Source organism: Streptomyces sp. DvalAA-43 (assembly GCF_900091725.1).
GTDB lineage: Bacteria > Actinomycetota > Actinomycetes > Streptomycetales > Streptomycetaceae > Streptomyces > Streptomyces pulveraceus.
This window is the reverse complement of the sequence record NZ_FMBW01000094.1, coordinates 94,383-116,334: the sequence shown is the minus strand read 5'-3', so window position 1 is coordinate 116,334 and position 21,952 is coordinate 94,383. Positions and strand designations below refer to the sequence as shown.

Below are 21,952 nucleotides of genomic sequence, written 5' to 3'. Positions count from 1 at the left end.
GGTCCTGGATGCGTCAGGGCCTGCCGTCAGGGTCTGTCGTTCGTTCCGGATCCCGTTCCCGAGGAGCGGAGTTCGCTGCTGACCAGGAGGTGGAGCTGAGCGTCCAGCCACGCCCCGGAACGGGCGGCGAGGGCCTCCGTGTCGGACACGGCCCCGCCGTCCAGCGTCTCGACGAAGGCGCGCAGCAGCGTCGCGGCACGGTCCAGACCGGTGCGGGACAGCGCGGTCGCCGCTTCGTCGATACGGGCGCGGGCCGGGACGCCCAGATGACGCAGCCCGCTGTGCGGCACCGCCGCCATGGCGGACATCGCCTCGTCCAGCGCCGCCGTCAGCGGATCGGACGGACGCCGCCCCACCGCCGCCAGCGCCGTGGAGCCGTCACCGGCGGCGAGATCGGGCACGACCGTCCCCGCCGGGGTGAGCACCCCGAGCGGATCGATCCGGACTCCACCGCCGGACCGGTGCAGCGAACCGCTGATGTGTGTGGCGCCGCCCACCAGGGCGTCGGCCAGGGCGTCCAGCGCACCCGGGCACTCCGGCCGGTACTCCGACGCCACCAGGGCCCGGGTCCCCGAGGCATCGCGCACCACGGCTTCGAGGCGCTGCTCGGCGGGGTCGTAGCCGACGCTCGCCACCTCCGACAGCGCGACGACATGGACCGCCTCCGCCTCGACCCGTGGCCGGATCAGCCGGGGCGGCCTGCCGTCCCAGCCCGCCGTCAGGGCGGTCAGATCCCGTACGAGCAACGGCTCGGGAAGCTCCGTCCAGGCGGCGCCGACCGGGGTGATGGTCGTCGTGCCGAGCCGGCCCCGGGCGATCGTCAGCGCATGGCTCGGGGTGCGCCGGACGCTCTCGCTGACCAGGCTTCCGGTGGCCAGCGAGCCCAGTGGGGTGCCGAGGACACGGCGGGCGGCCAGATGGGGGGCGGAGAGCTCCCTGCCCTCGGGGGCCGTCCATCCCTTGCGCAGGACGAGGACGGTGCCCGCGCCGGGGTGAGCGAGGTACACCTCGGAGACCAGCGACTGCCCGGTGCCGTGGACACGGCAGCCGAGCGAGACGAGCCGGACCCGGCGCAGCGGGGTGTCGCCGGCCTCGCGGGTGCCGAGCACGCCGGGGTGCGCCGCGGCCCGCCGACGGGCGTGCACCTCGGTGAGCAGGGCGGCGACCGACTCCGGGCGGTACCGAGCGCTGCGATCGGCGTACGCCGTGAGCTGATCCGTCAACGCGGCGATCGCGCCCGCGGCCCAGTGCATCGACTCGGCGGTCAGCGCGGCACCGGCACGGGCCAGGGCCCCGCCGTGCACCGGTCCGACGTGGGCCACACCCTCCGCCAGCAGCACGTCCACCAGCTCGACGGCCGCGTCCAGCGCGGGCCGGGCCGTGGCCGGCGCGGTGGTACGGCCGCCGACCCGCACGGGTACGGAACGCTCGCCGGTGTCCGCGGCGTCGGCCGCCCGGAACGCCCAGACCGCGAGCGCCAGCACCTCACCGCGCAGCGCGGCGGCCGCGTCCGTCAACGCGTACGCGATCGCGTCGGGGACCGGGAAACTCACCGTGCAGGTGGGGAGCTCGACCCGGGGCTCGGGACGGCCGGGCGTGGGGCGGTGCACGACGGCGGCGTAACCCCGCTCGAAGGTGCGCCGGGCCGTGGTGAACGGGCGGGTGCCGATGACTTCGGCGAGAACCGCGTCATCGGTGCTGCCGGGGGACCAGTCGGTGAACGCGGCGGGGGCTGCGCCCGGTCCGGCCTCGGCGCCGCGCTGGTGGGCCAGCACCAGGGCGATGAGATGGCGGCACACCCCCGGTGCGGCGCAGCTGCAACTGCCCTCGTCCAGACCGGTGCCGGGCGGCAGCGACGTGGTGGTGCCGTCGTCGAACCGGGCGCGCACCGTGGTGTCCGGATCGGTCGCGAGCGCGGGCACCGTCCCCGCGTCCAGCTCCTTGGTGGCGCGTTTGACCAGGCCGCGGTTGGACAGCGCCGCGAGTGTCTCCGGAGTGAGGGCGAGGAGATCGGGGCGCACGGCGGCGCCGGTATCCGTGTCGGTCATCGGCCCAGCCTCTCGGCGACGAACTCGGCGAGACGGCCCGGCGTCATCGCCCCGATGTGAGCCCCGGCCGAGGCGAGCTTCCCGGCCGTCACGCGGTCGTAGTCCGGGTCGGCGTCCTCGTCGAGCGCGGCCAGTCCCAGTACGGTCGAGCCCTGCTCCACCAGCCCCCGTACCGCCCGCACCAGCCGGTAGGGGTCGCCGCCCTCGTAGAAGTCGGTGATCAGCGCGACGATCGTGCGCCGCGGGTTCTCCACCAGACCCGCGCCGTACTCCACGGCGCGTGCGATGTCGGTGCCGCCGCCCAGCTGGACCCGCATCAGCAGCTCCACCGGATCGGTCACGTCGGAAGTGAGGTCCACCACCTGGGTGTCGAAGGCGACCAGATGCGTGGTGAGGCCGGGCAGACCCCACAGACACGCGGCGGTCACCGCGGAGTGGATGACCGATCCGGCCATCGAGCCCGACTGGTCGACCAGCAGGATCAGCTGCCACCGCGTCACCTGGGGGCGGGTGCGGGAGTGGAAGTGCGCGCGCTCGATCAGGAGGCGCCGCTCGGCCGGCTGGTAGTGCGCGAGGTTGGCCCTCACGGTCTGCCGGAAGTCGAAGTCCCTCGCCAGCGGGACCCGGCTGGGTCTGCGGGAGCGGGTGCCGTGGAACGCCCGGCGGATCTCGGGCCGGAGAGCGGCCAGGAGCTGCTTCACCACCGACTCGACGATGCGCCGTGCCAGCCCCAGCACCTGCGGGTTCATCAGGTGCTTGGTGCGCAACACGGCACGCAGCAGCGTCTGGCTGGGCTCGACCCGCTCCAGCACCGCGGGGTCGGTGACGATCTCCTGGATGCCGTACTTCTCGACGGCGTCCCGCTCCAGCCGTTCGATGGTCTCCTTCGGGAAGAGCCGGTGGATGTCGTCGAGCCAGTCGATCGCGGTCACCGCGGACGGGCCGTCGCCGCCCTCCCGAGGGGCGGTTCCGGAGCGGCGCACGCCCCGCCTGGTGAGGTCGGGGTCGCGGCCGTAGAGCCAGTCGAGGGCGGCGTCCCGTCCGGCGTTGCCCGGCCCCAGCGGTCCGGTGTGCCGTTCGGCGGCGGAGCCGAGGACCAGCCGCCAGCGCTCCAGCCCCGCGTCGGGAGCGGTGCCGGGGCCTTCCCCGGGCAGGGGTGCCCGGCCGGGGGCCTGTTCGGGCGTGGTCATGGGGTGGCTTCCAGTTCATAGCGGGCCAGCAGTCGGGACACGGATTCCTCCAGGGCGCGGGCCCGGCCGATCAGCAGGGGGTCCGCGGTGGTCCGCAGCAGGGAACGCGAGGAGCCGCGGACCCCGCGCCGTTCCAGCAGACGGCCGGCGATCCGGTCCCGTTCGCGCGGCGGGAAGAAGGTGAAGGCCTGACGCAGCGCGGGCAGACCGGACAGGAACGCGTCGTCGGGCAGCGCACAGACCAGACCGTCCAGCACATCGATCAGCGACTCGGCGCCGCCGCCCGCTCCGTCGCCGTCGTCTCCCACCGCGCCCGTCACCTCGTCGCGGGCGAGCGCGAAGAGACCGGCCAGCCAGTCGCCGAGCGCGTCCGTGCCGGCCCTCGCCACCGTACGGACCGCCTCGGCCGGATCCCCGGCCGCGCCGGAGGCTTGTCCGAGGGAACGGTGCAGCCCGAAGGCGGCGCCGCGCAGCTCGACCGGTGCCTCGGAGTCATCCGCGATCCGCCGGGCGATACCGGCCGCGGTCTCCCGGGTGACGGAGAGCAACTCCGGTGCGTGCAGCACCGCGTCGCGCACCGCCACCACGGCCCGCAGCCGGGAGAAGTCCACCCCCGACGAACCGCGCGCACCCTCCAGGAGCCACAGCAGCCGCTCCGTCGCCCCGTCGATCACGGTGCCGAGCAGCGGACCGCGCGCCATGCCGAACACCCGGTCGTGCCGCCACAGCCCGAGAGCGGTGGCGAGCACCTCCCCGAGCGGGCCGGGAAGGCTCGACTCGCGCACACAGGAGCCGAGTTCGCCGAGCAACTGGTCCGAGAAGCCGTCCATCCCGCACAGCACGGCGTCGAACAGCGCCCCCGCCAGACGGTCGGCCTCCCGCGCGACATCCCGTGTCCGCCCGGTGAGCGCGACGGCCGCCGCCTCGGCCAGCGTGGCCCCGTACGCCCCCGCCTCCACCAGCGCGGCCTCGCGCCCCACGACGGACCGCGACTCCCAGCGTTCGGTGAACTCCGGGTCCACACCGTGCGCGGGCCCTGCGGTCCGCACCTGGCCGGGAATCCCCAGCACCCGGAGCCGGTGGAGCACCCGGCTGCGCTCCAGATCGGCGGTGTCCGTGAGATCGAGGCGGTACGTGGCCTCCGGGCCGCCGTCCAGCGCCAGCCCGGCCAGCTGCGCCGCGACGTCGTGCACCAGGGGTGGTGCCGGTGTGCCGGGATGGAGCCGCCCGGTGCGATCACCGCCGCAGGCCGCGACCATCTCGACGACCACCGGATGGGCACCCGCCGTCAGCGTGCCCCGGCCCGTCCACGGCAGCGGGTGGTCCAGGTCGTCCGTGATCAGGGCGCCCGCCAGGCCGTCCAGCACATCGATCCTGGCCGGGCGGGGGTGGCCCCGCAGCGCCGTGAGTCCCTGGGCCAGGCTCCGGGCGGCGATCAGATCGGCCGTGGACACCGGGAACTTCCGCGCCCGCAGCCGCTCGACGACCACCCGCAGCAAGCGGTCCGCCGCGGCCTCGGGGCCCGCCTCCCACACCCGCTGGTAGTAGCCGGGCGACGGCATCCCCGACTGGTATCCGGCGAACGCGTCCAACTGCCGGAAGGAGTACGGCACGAGGAAACTCCCGGCGGTCGCGGCGCCCGGCGGGGCGGGCACCCGGGGCCACCCGTCCGCGCCCCGCTCCCACCCGTCGGGGTCGTCGCCCTCCGGGCCGCCCGGCTCGCCCGGTCCGGTGAGCGCCCGGAGTGCGGGCTGGTGGAAGCCGCCGGTGACCACCAGGACCGGCCGGTCCCCGGCGGTGTCCACTGCCGCGCGTACCCAAGCCGCCATGTACGACTCCCGTGCCCGGTCGCCCGCGTCGGCCTCCGCGTCACCGCGGACCAGCGCGAAGTAGGCATCGAGCCGCTCGGCGAGACCGTCGTCCGGCTCGACCTCGAAGAGCCGGTCCCACAGGGTGTCGGAGGAGTCCACCGCGAAGTGCCGGCAGAGCCGCTCCGTCGCCTCCTCGTAGCGGGCCTCCGCGTCGGCATAGCGGTTGGTGCGCTCGGCGAACGCCGGATGCCAGGCAGGCAGATCGATGAAGCGCACCTCCGCCCCGGCCGCCCGTCCCGCCCGCAGGGCGACCCACTCCGGGGAGTAGTCGCACAGCGGGGCCCAGGACGTGGCGGCCCGCTGCTCGTCGCGGTAGTGGCTGAACACCGCGACCGGCAGCTCGTGACCGAGCAGCAGCTCGTCCAGCCGCCCGTTCATCTCGGCGGGCCCCTCGACCAGCACCTGTACGGGCCGCAGCCGTGCGATGGTCCGCTCGACGAGCCGTGCGCAGGCGGGGGAGTGGTGGCGCACCCCCAGGAACACCGCGGACATCAGTCGGCCAGCAGATGGCGTGCGTCGTGCAGGGCCTTCCAGTGCGGTCCGCGACGGCGCGGTACCTGCTGCTCCAGATAGCGGCGCAACCGGGCCAGGTCCTCCGGACTGTCCTTCGCCGCCGTGCCCGCCAGACACGCCACCACATCGGCGGCACTGCCGGGCTCGCCGCGCAGGAACCAGCCGCGCACGCCCACCGCGTGGGCGACGGACACGGCCTCCGCCGTGCTCATCACCGCCGAGGGGCGGTCCGGTCCGGCGCCGGAACCGCCCTTTCCGCCGGCCCCCGCACGCAGCTCCCGGAACGTACCGACCAGGACCTCCAGCACGTCCCGGTCCGGCGGCGGCTCCACCCCGGAGCGTCGCAGCAGGGTCGTCACCTCGGCCTCCACCAGGGCCAGTTCGGTGTCCAGGTCGGGGATCGGGAAGACCGTTTCGAAGTTGAACCGCCGCTTGAGCGCCGCGCTCATCTCGTTGACGCCCCGGTCCCGGGTATTGGCCGTGGCGATGACGTTGAAACCCTGCCGGGCGAAGACCATGCCGTCCGGCCCGGTCAGCTCGGGGATGGCCACCACCCGCTCGGAGAGCAGCGACAGCAACGAGTCCTGCACCTCCAGCGGACAGCGGGTGATCTCCTCGAACCGGACGAGCCGGCCCTCCGCCATGCCGCGCAGCATCGGGGCCGGCACCAGCGACCGGGCGGACGGCCCCTCGGCGACGAGCAGCGCGTAGTTCCAGCCGTACTTGATCTGGTCCTCGGTGGTGGCCGCACCGCCCTGCACCGTCAGCGTCGAGTCGCCGCTGACTGCGGCCGCGATCAGTTCGGACAGCAGCGACTTGGCGGTGCCCGGTTCGCCGACCAGCATCAGCCCACGGCTCGTCGCCAGCGTCACCAGAGCCCGGTCCACCAGCGACGGATTGCCGACGAACTTCCTGCTGATGCCCGTCTCCGCGTCACCGATGACGAACCGGCGCGCCGCACGCAGGCTCAGTTCCCAGCCGGGCGGACGCGGATCGCGGTCGTCCGCCCGCAGCGCCGCGAGCTCCTCCGCGTACCGCACCTCGGCCGGAGGCCGCTGCACCGGTGCCGCATCACCGGCCGGTGCTCCGGCACGGGGCTCGTTCCTCGTGGTCACGATGCGACGCCCTCGGTGAGTTCGGTCAGGTCGGCGAGGAGTTCGGACACGATCACCGGGTCCGTCCCGGCGAAGCGGAGCGAGTGGCTGCGACGCGTCCAGTGGTCGTCGGGCTGCTTGTCGAGCCAGACCGTCTCCAGGGTCTGCTCGGGGAACATGTCGACCACACCGACCGCGATGCCGGGGTCCAGCGCGATCACGAGATAGCAGTTGTCGCCCAGCCGCTTGGAGATCCAGCGCTCCACCCCGGCGTCCTGCGGCGTCCCGCGCCGCCAGCCACGCCGCTCCAGCCCCAGCACCTTTCCGATCGGCACCTTGAGGCCCTCGAACCGGGTGAGCCGGTACCCGTCGGACTCCTCCTCGGGCAGTGTGAGCACGGTGCGCCCTAGCTGCGGGAACGGCTGAAGGATCTCGTAGTCGGCGAACACCTCGGACCAGGCGGTCAGCGCGTCACCGAGGTGCATCGGGTGCGCGAGCCGCACGGCCGCATCGTCCGGCAGGACGAAGGCGTCGTCCTCCACGTCGGCGAACGTGCGGTCCTCCGCGACCCGGAACGCCGTGGGCGCCGCGCCGTCCGTCCCGCTCAGCCACACCAGCCGGCGCACCAGGTGCCACAGCAGCGGATGACCGACGAACAGCTCCAGGAACTCCTGGGCCGTCCACGACCGTCCGCTCACCATCGCGGCCTCCAGACGCCGCACCTGGTCCGAGGCGACCGTCCGGACGTCCTTCTTGAGCGCCATGAACCGCTTGCGCTCCGCCGGGGCGAGCTCCGCGTCGTCCCGGGCGCCCGGCTTCGGGAGGTCCTTGCGGCGTTTGCCGTCACCGTCCAGCACGTAGGGCCGCAGCTGTTCGTCGAAGCCGACCGTGAACGAACGGGTGCCGTAGTCGACGACGGCCGAGCCGTCCGCGTCCAGGCCGAAGTCCGGGACCAGACGGTCGGAGAGCTGTTCGCCGGTCAGCCCCAGCCCTGCGGCGACCTCCGCGATCTTCTCCTGGGCCCGCACCTTGAGCGCCTTGAACTTCACCCGCTGCGAGATGCCGTGCAGATGGAGGAGCGCCACATCGCTGCCGATGGACGCCAGCACATCGAGGCCCTCCACGGCCCGGTGGTGCGCCCCCTCGCCGGGCCAGAGCCGGATGACCGGTGTGAGCCGGCGGACCGTCTCGTCGTCACCCAGCAGCCCCAGTGCGTGCAGGGCCCATGACTCCTTCGCGGGCATGTTGGCCAGCCGCCACTGTTCGAACAGGGCCCAGGCGAACTCGGCGAGCGAATCGGCCGTGGCCACCCCGGTCAGCGAAGCGACTCCCGGGTACACCTCACCGGGCTTCGACAGGGCCAGCATCGTCAGGGCGTTGCGCGTCGCCGCCACCGGCAGGGCACCGCCGGAGCCGACCACGATCTGCGGCAGCACCGAGGGCTCCGCCCAGCCCGGCAGCACCGGCATCTTGGCGGGCAGCGCCCGTTCCAGCGGGTCCCCGGCGAGCAGCTCGTCCACCGAGGCCGCCGCCTGTGTGCCGTACACCCGGCCGGCCTCGCGCACCACGTCGTCGCCGTGCGCCGTGGCGATCAGCCGCAGTGCCTGCTCGGCGTTGCGCCGCGCCGCGCCCGCCCTGCCCAGGGCGTCCGGCACCAGGAGCGGGGCGGCCGCGACGCCGTGCCGGGCGAACCAGGAACGGGCGGTCGCCGCGGTGGACTTGAGCCGGACCGCCCAGTCTGCCATGTGCCGGGCGACGTTCACATCGACGAACGGAAGGAACAGCGGGGCGAGCGAGCACGGTTGCCTGGGCACGGCACGCAGCAGCAGGGGCAGCGCGGCCAGGCCGAAGCGTGCGGCGACCGGCTTGAGGGTGTCCTCGCCGTCCCACAGGTCGGTCGGATCCCAGACGTCGAGCAGCGGGGCGACCGTCTCCTCGTCGCCGTGGACGAACACCCACGCCGGGCGCAGGTCTCCCTCGGCCGGGGCATGGCGCAGGACGTCGACGCACTCGTTCACGTCGTCGTTGTTCTGCTGGGTGGTGTACCAGGAGGAGGCGGCGGCCCAGGCTTCCCGCTCCTCGGGCAGCCACTCCAGCGAGGGCTCGGACACCGCGGTCAGCCCCGTCACCACCTTGGCCTTGACGGGGGTGCGGGGCCGGGACCACGGAGGCGCCGTCAGCACGGCCGGCAGGGCGTCCGCCGGTGCGTCGGGGATCAGATCCGCCGGGTTGAGCAGCGGTTCGACGATCTCCACGACCTCGGGGCCGAGATCGCCGAGCGCCTGTGACAGCACCTCGTGGTGGGCGCCGACATGGGTCCGGAGCAGCTGCGACGCGCGGGACGCCGCTGCCGGAGCACCGCCCGACGCGGTGGCCAGCAGGCGCGCCGCGCGCACCGGGTAGCGGCGCATTGCTTCCAGGAGCGAGGGGCGGACGTGCTTGGAGTCCGCATGGGCCAGCAGGCCGAGGAAGGCCTCGTCGGTGGGCAGCTCCGTCAGGGCGCCGGCGACGAGCTTCACGCTGTCCGAGTAGTAGTGGTTGCCGTCGAGCGCGTCGGCCAGCGACTGGGAGACGGCCGGGCCGATGCCCTCGGCCACCGTGGCGATGATCGCGACACCGAGGGTGAGATCCGGGCGGTAGGGGAGCAGCGCCAGCTGGTCGGCCGAGTACAGCGAACTGAAGACCATGGCACGCAGGGTCCGGTCCTGCTCCGCGCCGACCGCGGGATCCGCGCAGAGCTCGTCCACCCAGTGGGTCTCGCTCGGCACCAGGTAGGAGACGATGATCCTGCGCATGGTGTCGGTGCGGCATTCGGCCAGTGCCTCGACCGCTGCCCGGTAGGTCGTTTCGTCGGCCGCGGCGAGCAGCGCACGGACCCGGTCGATCGGCGTCCGGTGATGCCAGGCCCAGTACGCGTGGCGGGGTGCCGGGAGCGCCATCAGCCGGGGCGCGTCCCGCTTGCGGCCGCTCTGCTGCCAGTCGGCGTCGACCGAGAACACCTCGGTCGCGGCCCGCGCGGCGAACGGAAGGCCGTAGCGCTCGGTCCAGAAGTCCGCCCATCCGGGAACGCCGACGATCGCGGTCAGCGCGGCCGCACCGGTCGGCGAGGGTTCTCCGTCGAGGTGTGCGCGCAGCGGGCCGGCCACCGAGGCGTCCGAACGCGGCGAGTGCGCGAACTCCTCGATCCAGGCGGCCTCTTCCACCAGCCTGGCCTCGATCGTGTCGAGCGTGTCCGGCCGTACCTTGCCGGGGCCGCGGGGCACTCCGCCGCGCCGCGGGTGGAGCACCCGCTTCCAGCCGGCGGGCAGGGTGAAGGTGTCCTCGTCGGGGAGAGCGGGCGTGCCCTCGTCCGTGACCGCACCGGGGGCGGCAGCGGCTGTCGCGGCGTCCGGAACGGCGGGGGCCGAGGCCGACGTGGCGACCTCCCGGTACCCCTTCTTCTCCTTCTCCGCGATCGTCCTGGCGATCTGCGCGGCCGCGGCTCCGGCCGACGCGTACTCCTTGGTCTGCGTACGTCCGTCGCTTCCGCATCGCCCGTAGCGCACCGTCACCGTGGCGCCCTCGGCCCCGGTCTCCCAGAACTTCGACGCAGTGCCCTCGACATATTCCCAGCGGCGCACAGCTCCGCCCCTTCCCGCCCGCAGCCCGCTCCGCCGCGGGCTTTTCGATCAGTGGTTTCACAGTAGAACGGGCCACTGACAACGCAGCGTGACCGCTGCGTCCGGCGGGTGAAGCAGCAGGCCACCCGCTATGTGGAGGGCTCCACCGCACATAGCGGCTCCGGACGGTGACGGCCGCGAGGCCCCGCCCCGGCAGGCCACCGCCGCCACCCCACGCGTCAGGCAGAACCCGTGACGCCCCCGGCGGTGTCAGGGGGCGGAGACGGCGCGTTCGCCGCCCGACGGCGCCCAGGACGGCGCCACTCCGGTGACCTGGCACACCATCAGGAAGAGCGGGATGGGCGGGGTGTACGGCGTATGGCTGTCCGGCCGGTGGATCAGCCGGGGCCGGACGGCGGGGACGAACGCCCCCTTCGCGTAGGCGGCCTGCGGCGGCCAGTCCAGGTCCAGGTCGGAGCCCGAGGGCACGATCCACCACCAGCGGTCGGCGTCCGCGAAGACACAGCCGGTGCGTGGCAGATGGGACATCAGCCGGAAGCCGTACCGGGCCGGCACCCCCACCGCGTCGCAGCCCAGGCTGGCCGACATGGCGGGCGGCACCGGAAGCTGCACCATGCCCGCCGCGCGGACGGGCGGCCGGGGGCCACGGACGCGTCGCGCGGCGAGCAGATGGGACATCGCGTTCTTCAGCATGGGCGCTCCGAGCCGTGCGGCAGTTCCGCCCAGACGATGCGTCCCGAGCCGTTGCCCGCGTCGCGGGAACCCCAGGAACTGCACATCGCGTCGACGAGCAGCAGGCCGCGTCCGTGCTCGTCATCGGCGGTCCGGCACAGCTGCGGTCCGCCGGGCTGGTGTCCTTGGTCCTGCACGGCTATGCGCAGCCGTCCGTCGAGGCAGCGCAGTTCGCACACCACCCGGGTGCTCAGGGTGTGCACCACCGCGTTGGTGACCAGCTCCGAGACGATCAGGATCGCCGAGTCGTGGGCGTCCGCGTCCAGCTGCCACTCGTCGAGCCGGGCCCGGGTCAGCCTCCGCGCACCCGCCACCGACTCGGGGTGCGCGGGCAGGGCGAAGCAGTACCGGAGCGCCTCCGTCCCGGGACTGAGATCCATATGCCGGGGGATGAGCGCACTGCCAGGTGCCACAACCGATTCCTCACAGTGGGGGCTGCGTCACGCTCCGCGTTCCCACGCGAATGAGGGCGGGCGAGACATCGTGAACTGGTTCACTCACCAACTCTCCCCCTGTCGTGAACACTTGGCAAGGGGCACTCTGAAATTTTCAGAGTGGCAGTGTTCTGGTCGGCCCGCGCATGGCACACTGCTCAAAAACAGTGCATGGGGAGGTCTGAAGTGAGCGAACCGCGGTCCGCCCCGACCGTGGGTCAGGTCGTTCTCGGCAAGCGCCTGCAGGATCTGCGGGAGCGCGTCGGCCTGAGCCGTGACCAGGCTGCCAAGGTGCTGCGGGTCGCACCTGCGACGATACGCAGGATGGAGACCGCCGAGGTCGCTCTCAAGATCCCCTATGTCCAGATGCTGCTGAAGGCGTACGGAGTCGCCGACGACGAGAACGACGCCTTCGTGGAGCTCGCCGAGGAGGCCAACAAACCCGGCTGGTGGCAGCGGTTCCACGACGTGCTGCCCGACTGGTTCAGCATGTACGTCAGCCTGGAGGGTGCCGCGAGCCTCCTGCGCATGTACGAGCCGCACTTCGTCCCCGGCCTGCTCCAGACCGAGGACTACGCGCGTTCCGTGATGCGCACCGGAGCCGTCGGCCAGACCAGACCCGAGGACATCGAACGCCATGTGGCGCTGCGGATGCAGCGTCAGTCCCTGCTCACCCGGCCGGACGCCCCGAAGCTGTGGGTGGTGATGGACGAGACGGTGCTGCGCCGCCCCGTCGGCAGCGTCGACGCCATGCGGGAACAGATCGACCGGCTGCTCGAAGCGACCGAGCTGCCGCATGTGACGCTGCAGATCGCGGAATTCTCGACCGGACACCACCCCGGCACCTACGGCCCGTTCGTCCTCTTCCGCTTCGGCGTCCCCGAACTCCCCGACATGGTCTACAGCGAGTACCTGACCGGAGCCGTCTACTTCGACGCGCGCCCCGAGGTGGCCTCCTACCTCGAAGTCATGGACCGCATGGCGGCTCAGGCCGCGACTGCACAACGCACGAAGGAAATCCTCCGGGACTTCCGCAAGGAGCTGTGATGGATCCCATATACAACGGCATGCCGGCCGCCGAACTCGGCTCCGAGGGCTGGCACAAGCCGTGGAGCGGCGGGAACGGAGGCAATTGCGTCGAGGCGATGAAGCTCTCCGACGGCAGGATCGCCGTACGCCAGTCCGCCGATCCCGACGGCCCGGCCCTGATCTACACGCCCCGTGAGATCGCCGCCTTCATCCAGGGAGCCAAGTCCGGGCAGGCGGACTTCCTGCTCACCTGACGCCGCGGCTCCCGCCCGGACCGGTCCTTCTTGCCCGAATCCGCGGCGCCGGAGCCCGCCCCGGCCCCACACTCTTGTTGTTCGCCGACCTATGGACCCATGGAGCGCGCTATGACCGGGCACGAACCCCAAGGCATCGAGATCGACACCACCAAGCCCCATCCCGCCCGGATGTACGACTGGTTCCTCGGTGGCAAGGACAACTACCCGGTCGACGAAGAGATGGCCCGGCAGCTGCTCGCCCTCGACGCGCGGGGGCGGGACATGGCGCGGGTGAACCGTGCCTTCATGCACCGGGCCACCCGCTGGCTGGCCGGGAAGGGCATCCGCCAGTTCCTCGACATCGGCACCGGCATACCGACCGAGCCGAATCTCCACCAGATCGCCCAGCACACCGCCCCGGACGCGCGCATCGTCTACTGCGACAACGACCCCATCGTCCTCGCCCACGCCGCGGCCCTGCTGCGCTCCACCCCGCAGGGCGCCACCGAGTACATCCAGGCCGACGCCCGCAAGCCGGAAGCCATCCTCGAAGCGGCCGGCGGGATTCTCGACTTCGACAAGCCGATCGCCCTGTCGCTGCTCGCCCTGCTGCACTTCCTGGACGACGAGGACGGCGCGGCCGACCTCGTCGACCGCCTCGTCGAGCGGCTCCCCTCCGGGAGCTATCTGGTGCTCTCGCACACCACCGGGGACTTCGACCCCGAGGGCGCGGCGCAGGCATCCGCCATGTACCGGGCCCGGGGGATGACGCTGCGCCTGCGCTCCCACGCGGAGATCACCACGTTCTTCGACGGACTCGAACTCGTCGAGCCCGGGGTCTCGCTCTCCGCGGACTGGCACCCGGAGCTGGGCGAGGTCATCGACGTCCCCGGCGACGAGCCGATCCCGGGCTACGCGGGCGTGGCCCGCAAGGCCTGACCGTCCCCGCCTCGCGGCAGCACCCCCGGCTCCCCGGGCCGGCCGCGCCGCGGGTCACAATGGACGCATGTCACGACGCACCACACGACCGGGGCGGTCCGCCGCCGGAGCACGGCCCCCCGTGGTCACCGCGGAAACGCCGTGCCCGTGCGGTCTGCCCGCCACCTACGCGGAGTGCTGCGGCCGCCTGCACGCCGGGACCGCCGCCGCGCCGACCTGCGAGTCGCTGATGCGCTCCCGGTACGCCGCCTTCGTCGTCCGGGACGAGGCGTACCTGCTGCGCAGCTGGCACCCCGACACCCGGCCGCCCGCCGTCGACTTCGACCCCGGGATGCGCTGGGTGCGGCTGGAGGTGCTGGAGACGACGGACGGCAGCCCCTTCCACACCACGGGCACGGTCACCTTCCGTGCGCACTACACGGACAACGGGCGGCCGGACTCGCTCCACGAGAAGAGCCGCTTCGTCCGTCATGAGGGCGCCTGGGTGTACGCGAGCGCGGTCTTCGTCGACTGACGCGGCCGGACGGCGGCCGGTCTCCCTCAGCCCGCCGTTCCCACCAGCGCCTTCTCCGGCGACAGCTCCTGTGTCAGGTCCTCCGCCAGCAGCCGTTTGGCGATCATGTCCACCGCCGCCCGCAGCTGCCGGTCGTCCGGGCGCGCCCCGTGCTCGTCCAGCCGCTCGCCCAGCCACCGCGCCCACGCGTCGGTGATCGCCGCGGCCTCCCGGCTCCCGGCGGCGGTGTGCGCGAACAGATGACCGTCGCCGGTGAGATAGCCCTCCTCGATCATCCGGTCGAAGACCGGCACCAGCACCTCGTGCGGCAGCCGGTGCCGGGCCGCGATCAGCCGCAGACCCGCGTGGCCCACCATGCGGGTGAACAGCTCGACCTGCATCACCGCCCAGGCGCCCGCCATGTCCAGCCGGGTGTCCGAGCCCGCGATGATCCGCCGGGCGGTGTCCGGGCCGACTCCGCCGAGGATCTTGGCCACGGCGAATTCGAGGAGCTTGGCCGAGTCGCCGCTGCCGGGCTGCGCGAAACCCTCGCCCATGTCCGTGGACCCGGCCCGCGCGGTGTCCCGCAGCTTCACCTCTTTCAGGAAGAGCGCCACGAAGAACCCCAGGACCGCGATCGGCACCGTCCACAGGAACACGGTGTGCAGCGTGTCCGCGTACGCCTGGGCCAGTGGCGCGGACTGCGCGGGAGGAAGACCGTGCAGCCCCGCCGGGCTCTGCGCGGCCTTCGCCAGCGTGGCCGGATCGCCGCCGGCCCGCGCCGCCGCGGCGACGCCGTCGGTCAGATTGGGCTTCAGCGCGTTGGCGTAGATGGTGCCGAAGACCGCCGTGCCGAAGGAGCTGCCGAGCGTACGGAAGAACGTCACGCCCGATGTCGCCGTACCCAGGTCCGCGTAGTCGACCGTGTTCTGCACGGCGATCGTCAGCACCTGCATGGCCAGGCCGATGCCGACGCCGAGCACCAGCATGTACAGGGACTCCAGCCACACCCCGGTGCCGGGTCCCATCCGGGAGAGCAGATACAGCCCCACCGCCATGACCAACGTGCCCACGATGGGGAACACCCGGTACCGGCCCGTCTTGGACACCACATTGCCGCTGAAGATGGAGGCGACGAGCAGACCGAGGACCATCGGCAGCGTCCGTACGCCCGACAGGGTCGCCGAGTCCCCGTCCACGTACTGCAGATACGTCGGCAGGAAGATCATCGCGCCGAGCATCGCGAAGCCCACGATGAAGCTCAGCACCGAGCAGACCGTGAACACCGGATTCCGGAAGAGCCGCATGGGCAGCATCGGTTCCTTCGCCCGGAACTCCACGAGGCAGAAGAGCGCCAGTGCGACGAGACCGCCCGCGAAGAGACCGAGGATGACGGGCGAGCCCCAGGCGTACTCGTTGCCGCCCCAGCTCGTCGCCAGGATCAGCGCGCTCGCGCCGATCGTGACCATCGCGATGCCCAGATAGTCGATGACGGGCCGTCCGGCGGCCTTGACCGAAGGGATCGTCCGGGCCGCGGCGACGACCACCACGATCGCGATCGGCACATTGACGTAGAACGCCCAGCGCCAGCTCAGATGGTCGGTGAAGAGCCCGCCGAGCAGCGGCCCGATCACCGTCGACACCCCGAAGACCGCACCGATCGCGCCCTGGTACTTGCCGCGTTCGCGCAACGGGATCACATCGGCGATCAGCGCCATCGAGGTGACCATCAGCCCGCCGGCCCCGATGCCCTGGAGCCCGCGCCAGACGATCAGCAGGGTCATGTTGGTCGCGAGGCCGCAGAGGAACGAGCCGGTGATGAAGATGATCGCCGAGAGCTGGAAGATGATCTTCCGGCCGAACAGGTCGCCGAACTTGCCCACCAGGACCGTCGCCACCGTCTCCGCGAGCAGATACGCGGTGACCACCCAGGACATATGGGCGGCGCCGCCGAGATCCGAGACGATCGTCGGCAGCGCGGTGCCGACGATCGTCTGGTCCAGGGCGGCCAGCAGGATTCCCAGCACGATCGTCGCGAAGACGATGTTCCGGCGGCGCGGATCGAGTACGGGCGGCGCGGCGGCACTCTGCGCGGCGGGTGCGGTCTCGCTGGCAGTGGTCACGCCTGCACCCTCACACCGGCCCGTGCCTCGCGCATGTGGGGGACGGCCGGATGGGGGGTCAGGCCAGCAGATCCCGCACGGAAGCCTTCATCCGGGTCACGAACGCCTCCCGTACGGGCTCCGCCACCCGGTCCAGCGAGAGATACGGATTGAGGTCCTCCAGCTCGACCAGGAGCAGCTCGCCCCGCGCGGTCCGGCAGGCGTCGACCCGCTGGATGCCGTGGTCGAGGCTGTTCCACTCCACGAAGCCGCGGGCGAACGCCAGATCCGCCGCGTCCGGATCGTACGGCTCCAGGACCCACCGCCGCTCCGGGTCGGGCGCGTACAGCGCGTACTGGAAGTCGTGGTCGACGAAGTAGAAGGACACCTCGTAGCGGAGGTCGATCCGGGGCTGGACGAGCACCGTGCCGTCCTCGCCCTCCGGCAGCGCGGCCTCCCGCACGAACCGCAGTCCGGCCGAGTCGGCCCCCAGCTTCGGCTTGACCACGTACTCCGCCGCCTCGGGCAGCGCTCCCAGATCGGCGGCCCGGTCCACCGTGGGGATCACCGGGTGTCCGGCCCGGCAGAGGTCGACCAGATACTGCTTGCCGGCCATGTCCCCGCGGCCGTGCAACGGGTTGTAGACCCGGGTGCCCAGCTCCCGGGCCCGTGCGCGGAACGCGTCGTACGCCTTCTGGTAGTGCAGCACCGGACCGCTGTTGCGTATGACCACCGTGTCGAACCCCTCCAGCAGCGCGGCGGCGTCCCGGGGATGACAGAGCGCGACATCGAACTCCTCGCGCAGCCGGGCGGTCAGCTGGATGTCCTCGTCGCAGTAGCGGCGGCCGCGCGCCTGGTAGGCGAGGTCGGTGACGAACAGGACGGACGGTCGCGGGCCGGTGTGCATGGCGTTCTCCCGGGGGATGCGTCGGAGGACAGCGGATCAATAACCTTGGCGGAGTTGCCCGTTCACGACCCTGGAGCGTCATGACGCCTGCCCCGTACGAGCCGGTCGCCTCGCGAGCGCCGTCGCCGCCCGACATTCTCTCGCCCGCCTTCGCGGCCGATCCCTACGGGGCGTACCGGATCATGCGCGAGAGCGCGCCGCTGATCCGGCACGAGGCCACGAACAGCTACCTCGTCTCCCGGTACGAGGACGTGGAGCGGGTGTTCAAGGACCGGGCGGGGGAGTTCACCACCGAGAACTACGACTGGCAGATCGAACCGGTCCACGGCAGGACGATCCTCCAGCTCAGCGGAGGCGAGCACGCCGTCCGCCGGGCCCTGGTCGCCCCGGCCTTCCGGGGCACCGACCTCCAGCAGAAATTCCTGCCGGTCATCGAACGCAACGCGCGCGAGCTGATCGACGCCTTCCGGCACACCGGCGAGGCCGATCTCGTCGGCGCCTTCGCGACCCGCTTCCCCGTCCTGGTCATCGCCGACATGCTCGGCCTGGACCGGGCGGACCACGCACGCTTCCATGGCTGGTACACCACCGTCATCGCCTTCCTCGGCAATCTGGCGGGAGACCCGGACGTGGCCGCGGCCGGGGAGCGGACCCGCCGGGAGTTCGCCGAGTACATGATCCCGGTCATCCGGCGCCGCCGGAACGCGCCGGGCGACGATCTGCTCTCCACCCTCTGTGCCGCCGAGGTCGACGGTGTGCGGATGAGCGACGAGGACGTCAAGGCGTTCTGCAGCCTGCTGCTCGCGGCGGGCGGCGAGACCACCGACAAGGCCATCGCCTCCGTCTTCGCCAATCTGCTCGGCCATCCCGAGCAGCTCGCGGCGGTGCGGGAGGACCGCACCCTCATCGACCGGGCCTTCGCCGAGACCCTGCGCCACACCCCGCCGGTCCACATGATCATGCGCCAGACGGCGCGGGAGGTGGAGCTCAGCGGCGGTACGGTACCGGCCGGAGCCACCGTCACCTGTCTGATCGGCTCCGCCAACCGCGACGAGTCGCGCTACGTCGAGCCCGACCGGTTCGACATCTTCCGCTCCGATCTGACCAGCACCACCGCTTTCTCGGCCGCCGCCGACCACCTGGCCTTCGCGCTCGGCAGACACTTCTGCGTCGGCGCGCTGCTGGCCAGGGCGGAGGTGGAGACGGCGGTGAACCACCTGCTCGACGCGATGCCCGACCTGCGGCTCGCGGACGGCTTCACCCCCACCGAGCAGGGCGTCTTCACCCGGGGCCCGCACTCGCTGCCGGTCCGGTTCACCCCGGTCGCCGGCTGAGCGGCGGAGGAGTCACCAGGAGCTGCCGGGGCGCACCGCCAGCCGGGGGTGGTGGGCGGCCAGGATCTTGTTGGCGCGGGCCAGTTCGGAGAGCGCCTGCTCGCGGTCGGCCCGGTCCTCGTCGCAGAGCCGCGGGCCGCGGAAGCTGCGCACCTCGCGCGCGGCGCATGCGGCGTCGAATTCCGCCCGCAGGATGTGCGGCGGGATGCAGGACCCGATCAGCGCGGCGACCCGGTCCGGGATCGGTACGGGGACGAGGAGGTGTGAGGCGGTCATGGGGCCCTCTCGGAATGGTTGGCCAGGAGGTGGTTCCGGGTGCGGCCGCCGGGTGCGGCGGCCGACATCTCCATGTGTACGGGACGCGGTTCCGGGTTTCTCGTTGAGAACGTCTCCGTGTGGCAACCGTTTGAGAGTGACCGTCTATTTCGCCTTACTTGTAAGTAAGTTGACTCATGGCGAGGACCGTGATCCAGCTGGCGGCGGACTCAGAGCGGTGATTCTTCGGCACGGGCCCGCAGCTGGAGCGCCCGTAACACGGCCTCGGTGGAGAACCGGCTCTCCGGATCGGTCAGTTGCTCGCCGAAGATGGACTCCAGATTGCGCATCCGGTAGCGAACCGTCTGCGGGTGGACATCGAGCAACTCGCCCATGTGGGCCGCGGTGCCACGGGTGTCCAGCCAGATCCGCAGGGTCTCGACCAGCCGCTCCCGGCGGGTGGCGCTGATTCCCGAGATCGGCGCCAGTTCGCGCTGGGCGAGCTGGTCGACCAGCACCGGATCGGAGAGCAGCCACAGGGTGATGAGGTGGTCCTCGCAGAGGATGACGGGCGCGTCGTCGATGATGTTCGTGTCGACGAGTTCGAGCACGCGCCGGGCCCAGCGGATCGAGTCCGAGGCCAGGGCGGTGGGCACGGTCAGGCCGATCGCGGCGTGGGTGCCGAGGAGCGCCTCGTCCAGCATGTGTCTTCGGGCGTCGTCGAACGCTCCGGGGATGAGTAAGTGCGGTTGGGGATCGCTGAGATCGGCCAGGACGTCGCGGTCCGCCACGGCCCGGTCCAGGGTGGCGGGGGAGCGGACGGCGACCAGGGTGACTTCCTCGGGAAGCGTCCATCCGGTCTGCTCGCAGAGCTCCGCGATGGCGGTACGGGGCGCGGGGCGACCGGCGAGGATCAGGTGGAGCAGACGGCGGCGCAGGGCCTCGGTCTGCTCGCCGGTCTGCGACTGCACCTCCAGGAAACCCTCGCGGGACAGGGATTCGAGCTCGTCGATGTAGGCGAAGAGCGCGTCGGCGAAGCTGAGCATGAGGGTCGGCGAGAAGTTGTAGCTCCGGCCGACCTTCTTCGCCCGGCGCAGCGCGACCCGGGCCCCGAGACGGTAGGCGCCCTGGAGCGTCTCCATGGTGCGTCCTTCGTACGCCTCGAAGCGTCCGAACCGGCGGCACATGTCGTCACGGAGCGAGGTCGAGGCGGACGGTTCGGCGACCAGGTCCACGAACGAGGAGAGGCTCTGCTCGACACCGACGCGGATGGCCTGCCCGTTGGGGCCGCTGAGCAGCCGGGCGTACTCCGGATAGGCCCGGGTGACCTCGACGCCGATCTCCTTGATCAGGCTGGGCAGTTCGGGCCGCATGATGGCGGCGAATTCCTGGGGCAGCGGCCCCAGTGGATCCCCCGTGTCCGACGGCTGTATGAGTTCTGGCATGACTGTCCCCTTGCTCTCCGGCGCCCGGTGGGGGGTCAGGCGGTGGGGAAAGCGCTCCCACGAACCGACAGGTGCGTACCAAGTTCGCGATGAAGATAGACCAAGTCAGCGGTTGTGCCCACCGCTTGGACAAGATCGAAGTGCAAGGGGCACACATCGAGGCCCCGTTGTGGTGCTTCGGCGCAGGTGGGACGCCAGTGCTCACTTCCGGACAATGTTTTTCGGACATCTGCTCTTCCGGCGACAAGAAAGTAACCTTGGGTAACGAATTCCTGCCGGGTGATTGATGTGGATTCGCGCGGGTGGTGTGCATTCTTCCGGAGCGCCGCAGTCGTGCCGGGGTGCGGTCGTCCTCCGTCCCGGGCACCGCTTTATCCGAAGGGGGACATATTCTTCGGCACGGGAAATGGTCGGGGATTGACGGACCGATATAAGAACCGGTCGGTCGGAATGGATAATTCATCGACGCCCTCCCCGGCGGGGTGTGTTCCGTGCTCCGGGAACAGGATCCGGGGCGCTCCGTGCGGTCCGGCCGTCCGGCGGGTTCGGTACGCCGGGGCGTCATTCGGCCGCAGGTCCGACGATCTTACCGGCGGGTACGCCGCCGGTCGGCGGGGAGCCCAGTCGCCGGTGACTGCGCCCGGGGTGAGTGTCCTGCGGGGGCCGGGGCGCATGGCAGGGCCGTAACTACTCACTTTCGTATAGAAAACTGCGGCGATCTGCTGAGTTCTCGCTAAGGCGGAATGCTTTTGCCGAGAGGGCCGGGGATTTTCTGCGCCGGGTATTGCCGCCCCGGGCTACTGGCTCGTAACGTTCGATCCGCACGGAGTTCGATCACGCAGTCGAGTCCATCGACTTCTGCGTTCCACGATGTGAGCCGCCCTCGGGCCGCGCCCATTCCCGGGGTGTGGTGCGAGGTAATCGGGTACGTCCAACTCCACTTCCCGGAGGTATGTTCCGTGAGAAACACCCTCAGACGAGCATTGTTCGCCACGACCGTCACCGCGGCCGCACTGGGCTTCGCCGCCACGTCGGCCTCGGCCACCGCCCTCGCGGGGTGGACCGTGGTCAACCCCAACGCGAACGGCACCTTCACGGCCGCGCTCAAGTCCGGCACGGTGGCGACCCTGGTCGACACCAACACCAGCCAGCAGGTGGACTGCTCGACCGGCACCGCCAGCGGTACCGCTCCGAGCGGTACGTACACCTCCGGCGCCGGCCTCGCGAAGATCACCGCCGCCGCCTGGGGATCCACGGCCAGCCCGTGCCCGGGACCGCTCGGCTCGAACTTCACGGCCGTACTCGCACCCGGTGCCGTCATCAGCATCAACGCGAACACCTACAGCGGGGGCGTCACCTCGGGCACCCTGTCCGGGGTCAAGGTCAACCTGACCGGTGACACCATCCTGGGCACCTGCAAGGCCGTGATCTCCGGAAACGTGAGCAACGTGACCTACACCAACTCCACGGGCGAACTCAACATCAACACCGGCTCCGGTCTGAAGGTCGACAGCGCCGACAACTGCGCGGGGCTGCTCAACGCGGGTGACTCGGCCACGTTCAAGGCGACGTACAAGGTCGCCGCGCCGCTCACCATCACCTCGCCGTAACCGAACCGGCGCCGGTGGCAGGGAAGGGCCGCGGAGCGGAGGTTCTCCTCCTCTTCGCGGCCCGCCGTCGGCCGGCGCCTTCGCATCCCACGCACGAGTG

Annotated in this window: 18 protein-coding genes; 7 read left to right on the top strand and 11 right to left on the bottom strand. The window is 71.7% G+C overall.

Annotation, left to right across the window (positions count from 1 at the left end; all coding sequences use genetic code 11):
• Nucleotides 1-26: 26 nt before the first annotated feature.
• From GA0115234_RS39030 to GA0115234_RS39000, 7 genes are all read right to left on the bottom strand, one after another.
• A complete protein-coding gene (locus GA0115234_RS39030; RefSeq protein WP_093551281.1) occupies nucleotides 27-2,048 on the bottom strand; it encodes a hypothetical protein in 2,022 nt (673 codons plus the stop codon).
• On the bottom strand, nucleotides 2,045-3,238 hold the full coding sequence (locus GA0115234_RS39025; RefSeq protein ID WP_093551279.1) for a VWA domain-containing protein: 1,194 nt from the start codon (nucleotides 3,236-3,238) through the stop codon (nucleotides 2,045-2,047). Before GA0115234_RS39025 ends, GA0115234_RS39030 begins: the two co-directional genes overlap by 4 nt.
• A complete protein-coding gene (locus tag GA0115234_RS39020; RefSeq protein ID WP_093551277.1) occupies nucleotides 3,235-5,601 on the bottom strand; it encodes a DUF5682 family protein in 2,367 nt (788 codons plus the stop codon). Before GA0115234_RS39020 ends, GA0115234_RS39025 begins: the two co-directional genes overlap by 4 nt.
• Nucleotides 5,601-6,737 carry an ATP-binding protein gene (locus GA0115234_RS39015; protein WP_093551275.1) on the bottom strand — a complete coding sequence of 379 codons (1,137 nt, stop codon included), beginning with the start codon at nucleotides 6,735-6,737 and terminating at the stop codon, nucleotides 5,601-5,603. The genes GA0115234_RS39020 and GA0115234_RS39015 overlap by 1 nt, the downstream gene beginning before the upstream one ends.
• Nucleotides 6,734-10,336 carry a WGR and DUF4132 domain-containing protein gene (locus tag GA0115234_RS39010; protein WP_093551273.1) on the bottom strand — a complete coding sequence of 1,201 codons (3,603 nt, stop codon included), beginning with the start codon at nucleotides 10,334-10,336 and terminating at the stop codon, nucleotides 6,734-6,736. Before GA0115234_RS39010 ends, GA0115234_RS39015 begins: the two co-directional genes overlap by 4 nt.
• A gap of 249 nt (nucleotides 10,337-10,585) precedes the next feature.
• On the bottom strand, nucleotides 10,586-11,029 hold the full coding sequence (locus GA0115234_RS39005) for a hypothetical protein (protein ID WP_093551271.1): 444 nt from the start codon (nucleotides 11,027-11,029) through the stop codon (nucleotides 10,586-10,588).
• Complete coding sequence (locus GA0115234_RS39000; protein WP_093551269.1) at nucleotides 11,023-11,481, bottom strand: ATP-binding protein; 459 nt, start codon at nucleotides 11,479-11,481, stop codon at nucleotides 11,023-11,025. Before GA0115234_RS39000 ends, GA0115234_RS39005 begins: the two co-directional genes overlap by 7 nt.
• Nucleotides 11,482-11,688: 207 nt before the next feature.
• Between GA0115234_RS39000 and GA0115234_RS38995 the strand changes: the two genes are divergently transcribed.
• The 4 genes from GA0115234_RS38995 (at nucleotide 11,689) to GA0115234_RS38980 (ending at nucleotide 14,220) form a co-directional block, all read left to right on the top strand.
• Nucleotides 11,689-12,549, top strand: a complete 861-nt coding sequence (locus tag GA0115234_RS38995) for a helix-turn-helix domain-containing protein (RefSeq protein ID WP_093551267.1) — start codon at nucleotides 11,689-11,691, stop codon at nucleotides 12,547-12,549.
• Nucleotides 12,549-12,785, top strand: a complete 237-nt coding sequence (locus GA0115234_RS38990) for a DUF397 domain-containing protein (protein ID WP_072485026.1) — start codon at nucleotides 12,549-12,551, stop codon at nucleotides 12,783-12,785. Before GA0115234_RS38995 ends, GA0115234_RS38990 begins: the two co-directional genes overlap by 1 nt.
• A 111-nt stretch (nucleotides 12,786-12,896) precedes the next feature.
• Nucleotides 12,897-13,706, top strand: coding sequence for an SAM-dependent methyltransferase (locus GA0115234_RS38985; protein WP_093551265.1), 810 nt, complete (start codon nucleotides 12,897-12,899; stop codon nucleotides 13,704-13,706).
• 67 nt (nucleotides 13,707-13,773) lie between these two features.
• Nucleotides 13,774-14,220, top strand: coding sequence for a YchJ family protein (locus GA0115234_RS38980; protein ID WP_093551263.1), 447 nt, complete (start codon nucleotides 13,774-13,776; stop codon nucleotides 14,218-14,220).
• 26 nt (nucleotides 14,221-14,246) lie between these two features.
• Here the strand turns inward: GA0115234_RS38980 and GA0115234_RS38975 are convergent, their stop codons facing one another.
• Together GA0115234_RS38975 and GA0115234_RS38970 are read right to left on the bottom strand one after the other, a co-directional pair.
• On the bottom strand, nucleotides 14,247-16,322 hold the full coding sequence (locus GA0115234_RS38975; protein WP_093551261.1) for an MDR family MFS transporter: 2,076 nt from the start codon (nucleotides 16,320-16,322) through the stop codon (nucleotides 14,247-14,249).
• Nucleotides 16,323-16,380: 58 nt separating this feature from the next.
• Nucleotides 16,381-17,208, bottom strand: a complete 828-nt coding sequence (locus GA0115234_RS38970) for a hypothetical protein (protein ID WP_093551259.1) — start codon at nucleotides 17,206-17,208, stop codon at nucleotides 16,381-16,383.
• 80 nt (nucleotides 17,209-17,288) lie between these two features.
• Here GA0115234_RS38970 and GA0115234_RS38965 point away from each other — a divergent pair, with 80 nt between their 5' ends.
• Nucleotides 17,289-18,542 (top strand): cytochrome P450, encoded by a 1,254-nt coding sequence (locus GA0115234_RS38965; RefSeq protein ID WP_093551257.1) that lies wholly within the window; start codon nucleotides 17,289-17,291, stop codon nucleotides 18,540-18,542.
• Nucleotides 18,543-18,554: 12 nt separating this feature from the next.
• Here GA0115234_RS38965 and GA0115234_RS38960 read toward each other — a convergent pair whose 3' ends face one another.
• Both GA0115234_RS38960 and GA0115234_RS38955 read right to left on the bottom strand, forming a co-directional pair.
• A complete protein-coding gene (locus GA0115234_RS38960) occupies nucleotides 18,555-18,818 on the bottom strand; it encodes a hypothetical protein (protein ID WP_093551255.1) in 264 nt (87 codons plus the stop codon).
• Nucleotides 18,819-19,027: 209 nt separating this feature from the next.
• Complete coding sequence (locus GA0115234_RS38955; protein ID WP_093551253.1) at nucleotides 19,028-20,242, bottom strand: PucR family transcriptional regulator; 1,215 nt, start codon at nucleotides 20,240-20,242, stop codon at nucleotides 19,028-19,030.
• Between the two features lie 71 nt (nucleotides 20,243-20,313).
• Between GA0115234_RS38955 and GA0115234_RS42035 the strand changes: the two genes are divergently transcribed.
• A complete protein-coding gene (locus GA0115234_RS42035; RefSeq protein WP_141718542.1) occupies nucleotides 20,314-20,529 on the top strand; it encodes a hypothetical protein in 216 nt (71 codons plus the stop codon).
• 672 nt (nucleotides 20,530-21,201) lie between these two features.
• Nucleotides 21,202-21,852, top strand: a complete 651-nt coding sequence (locus GA0115234_RS38950; RefSeq protein ID WP_141718541.1) for a hypothetical protein — start codon at nucleotides 21,202-21,204, stop codon at nucleotides 21,850-21,852.
• Nucleotides 21,853-21,952: the final 100 nt, after the last annotated feature.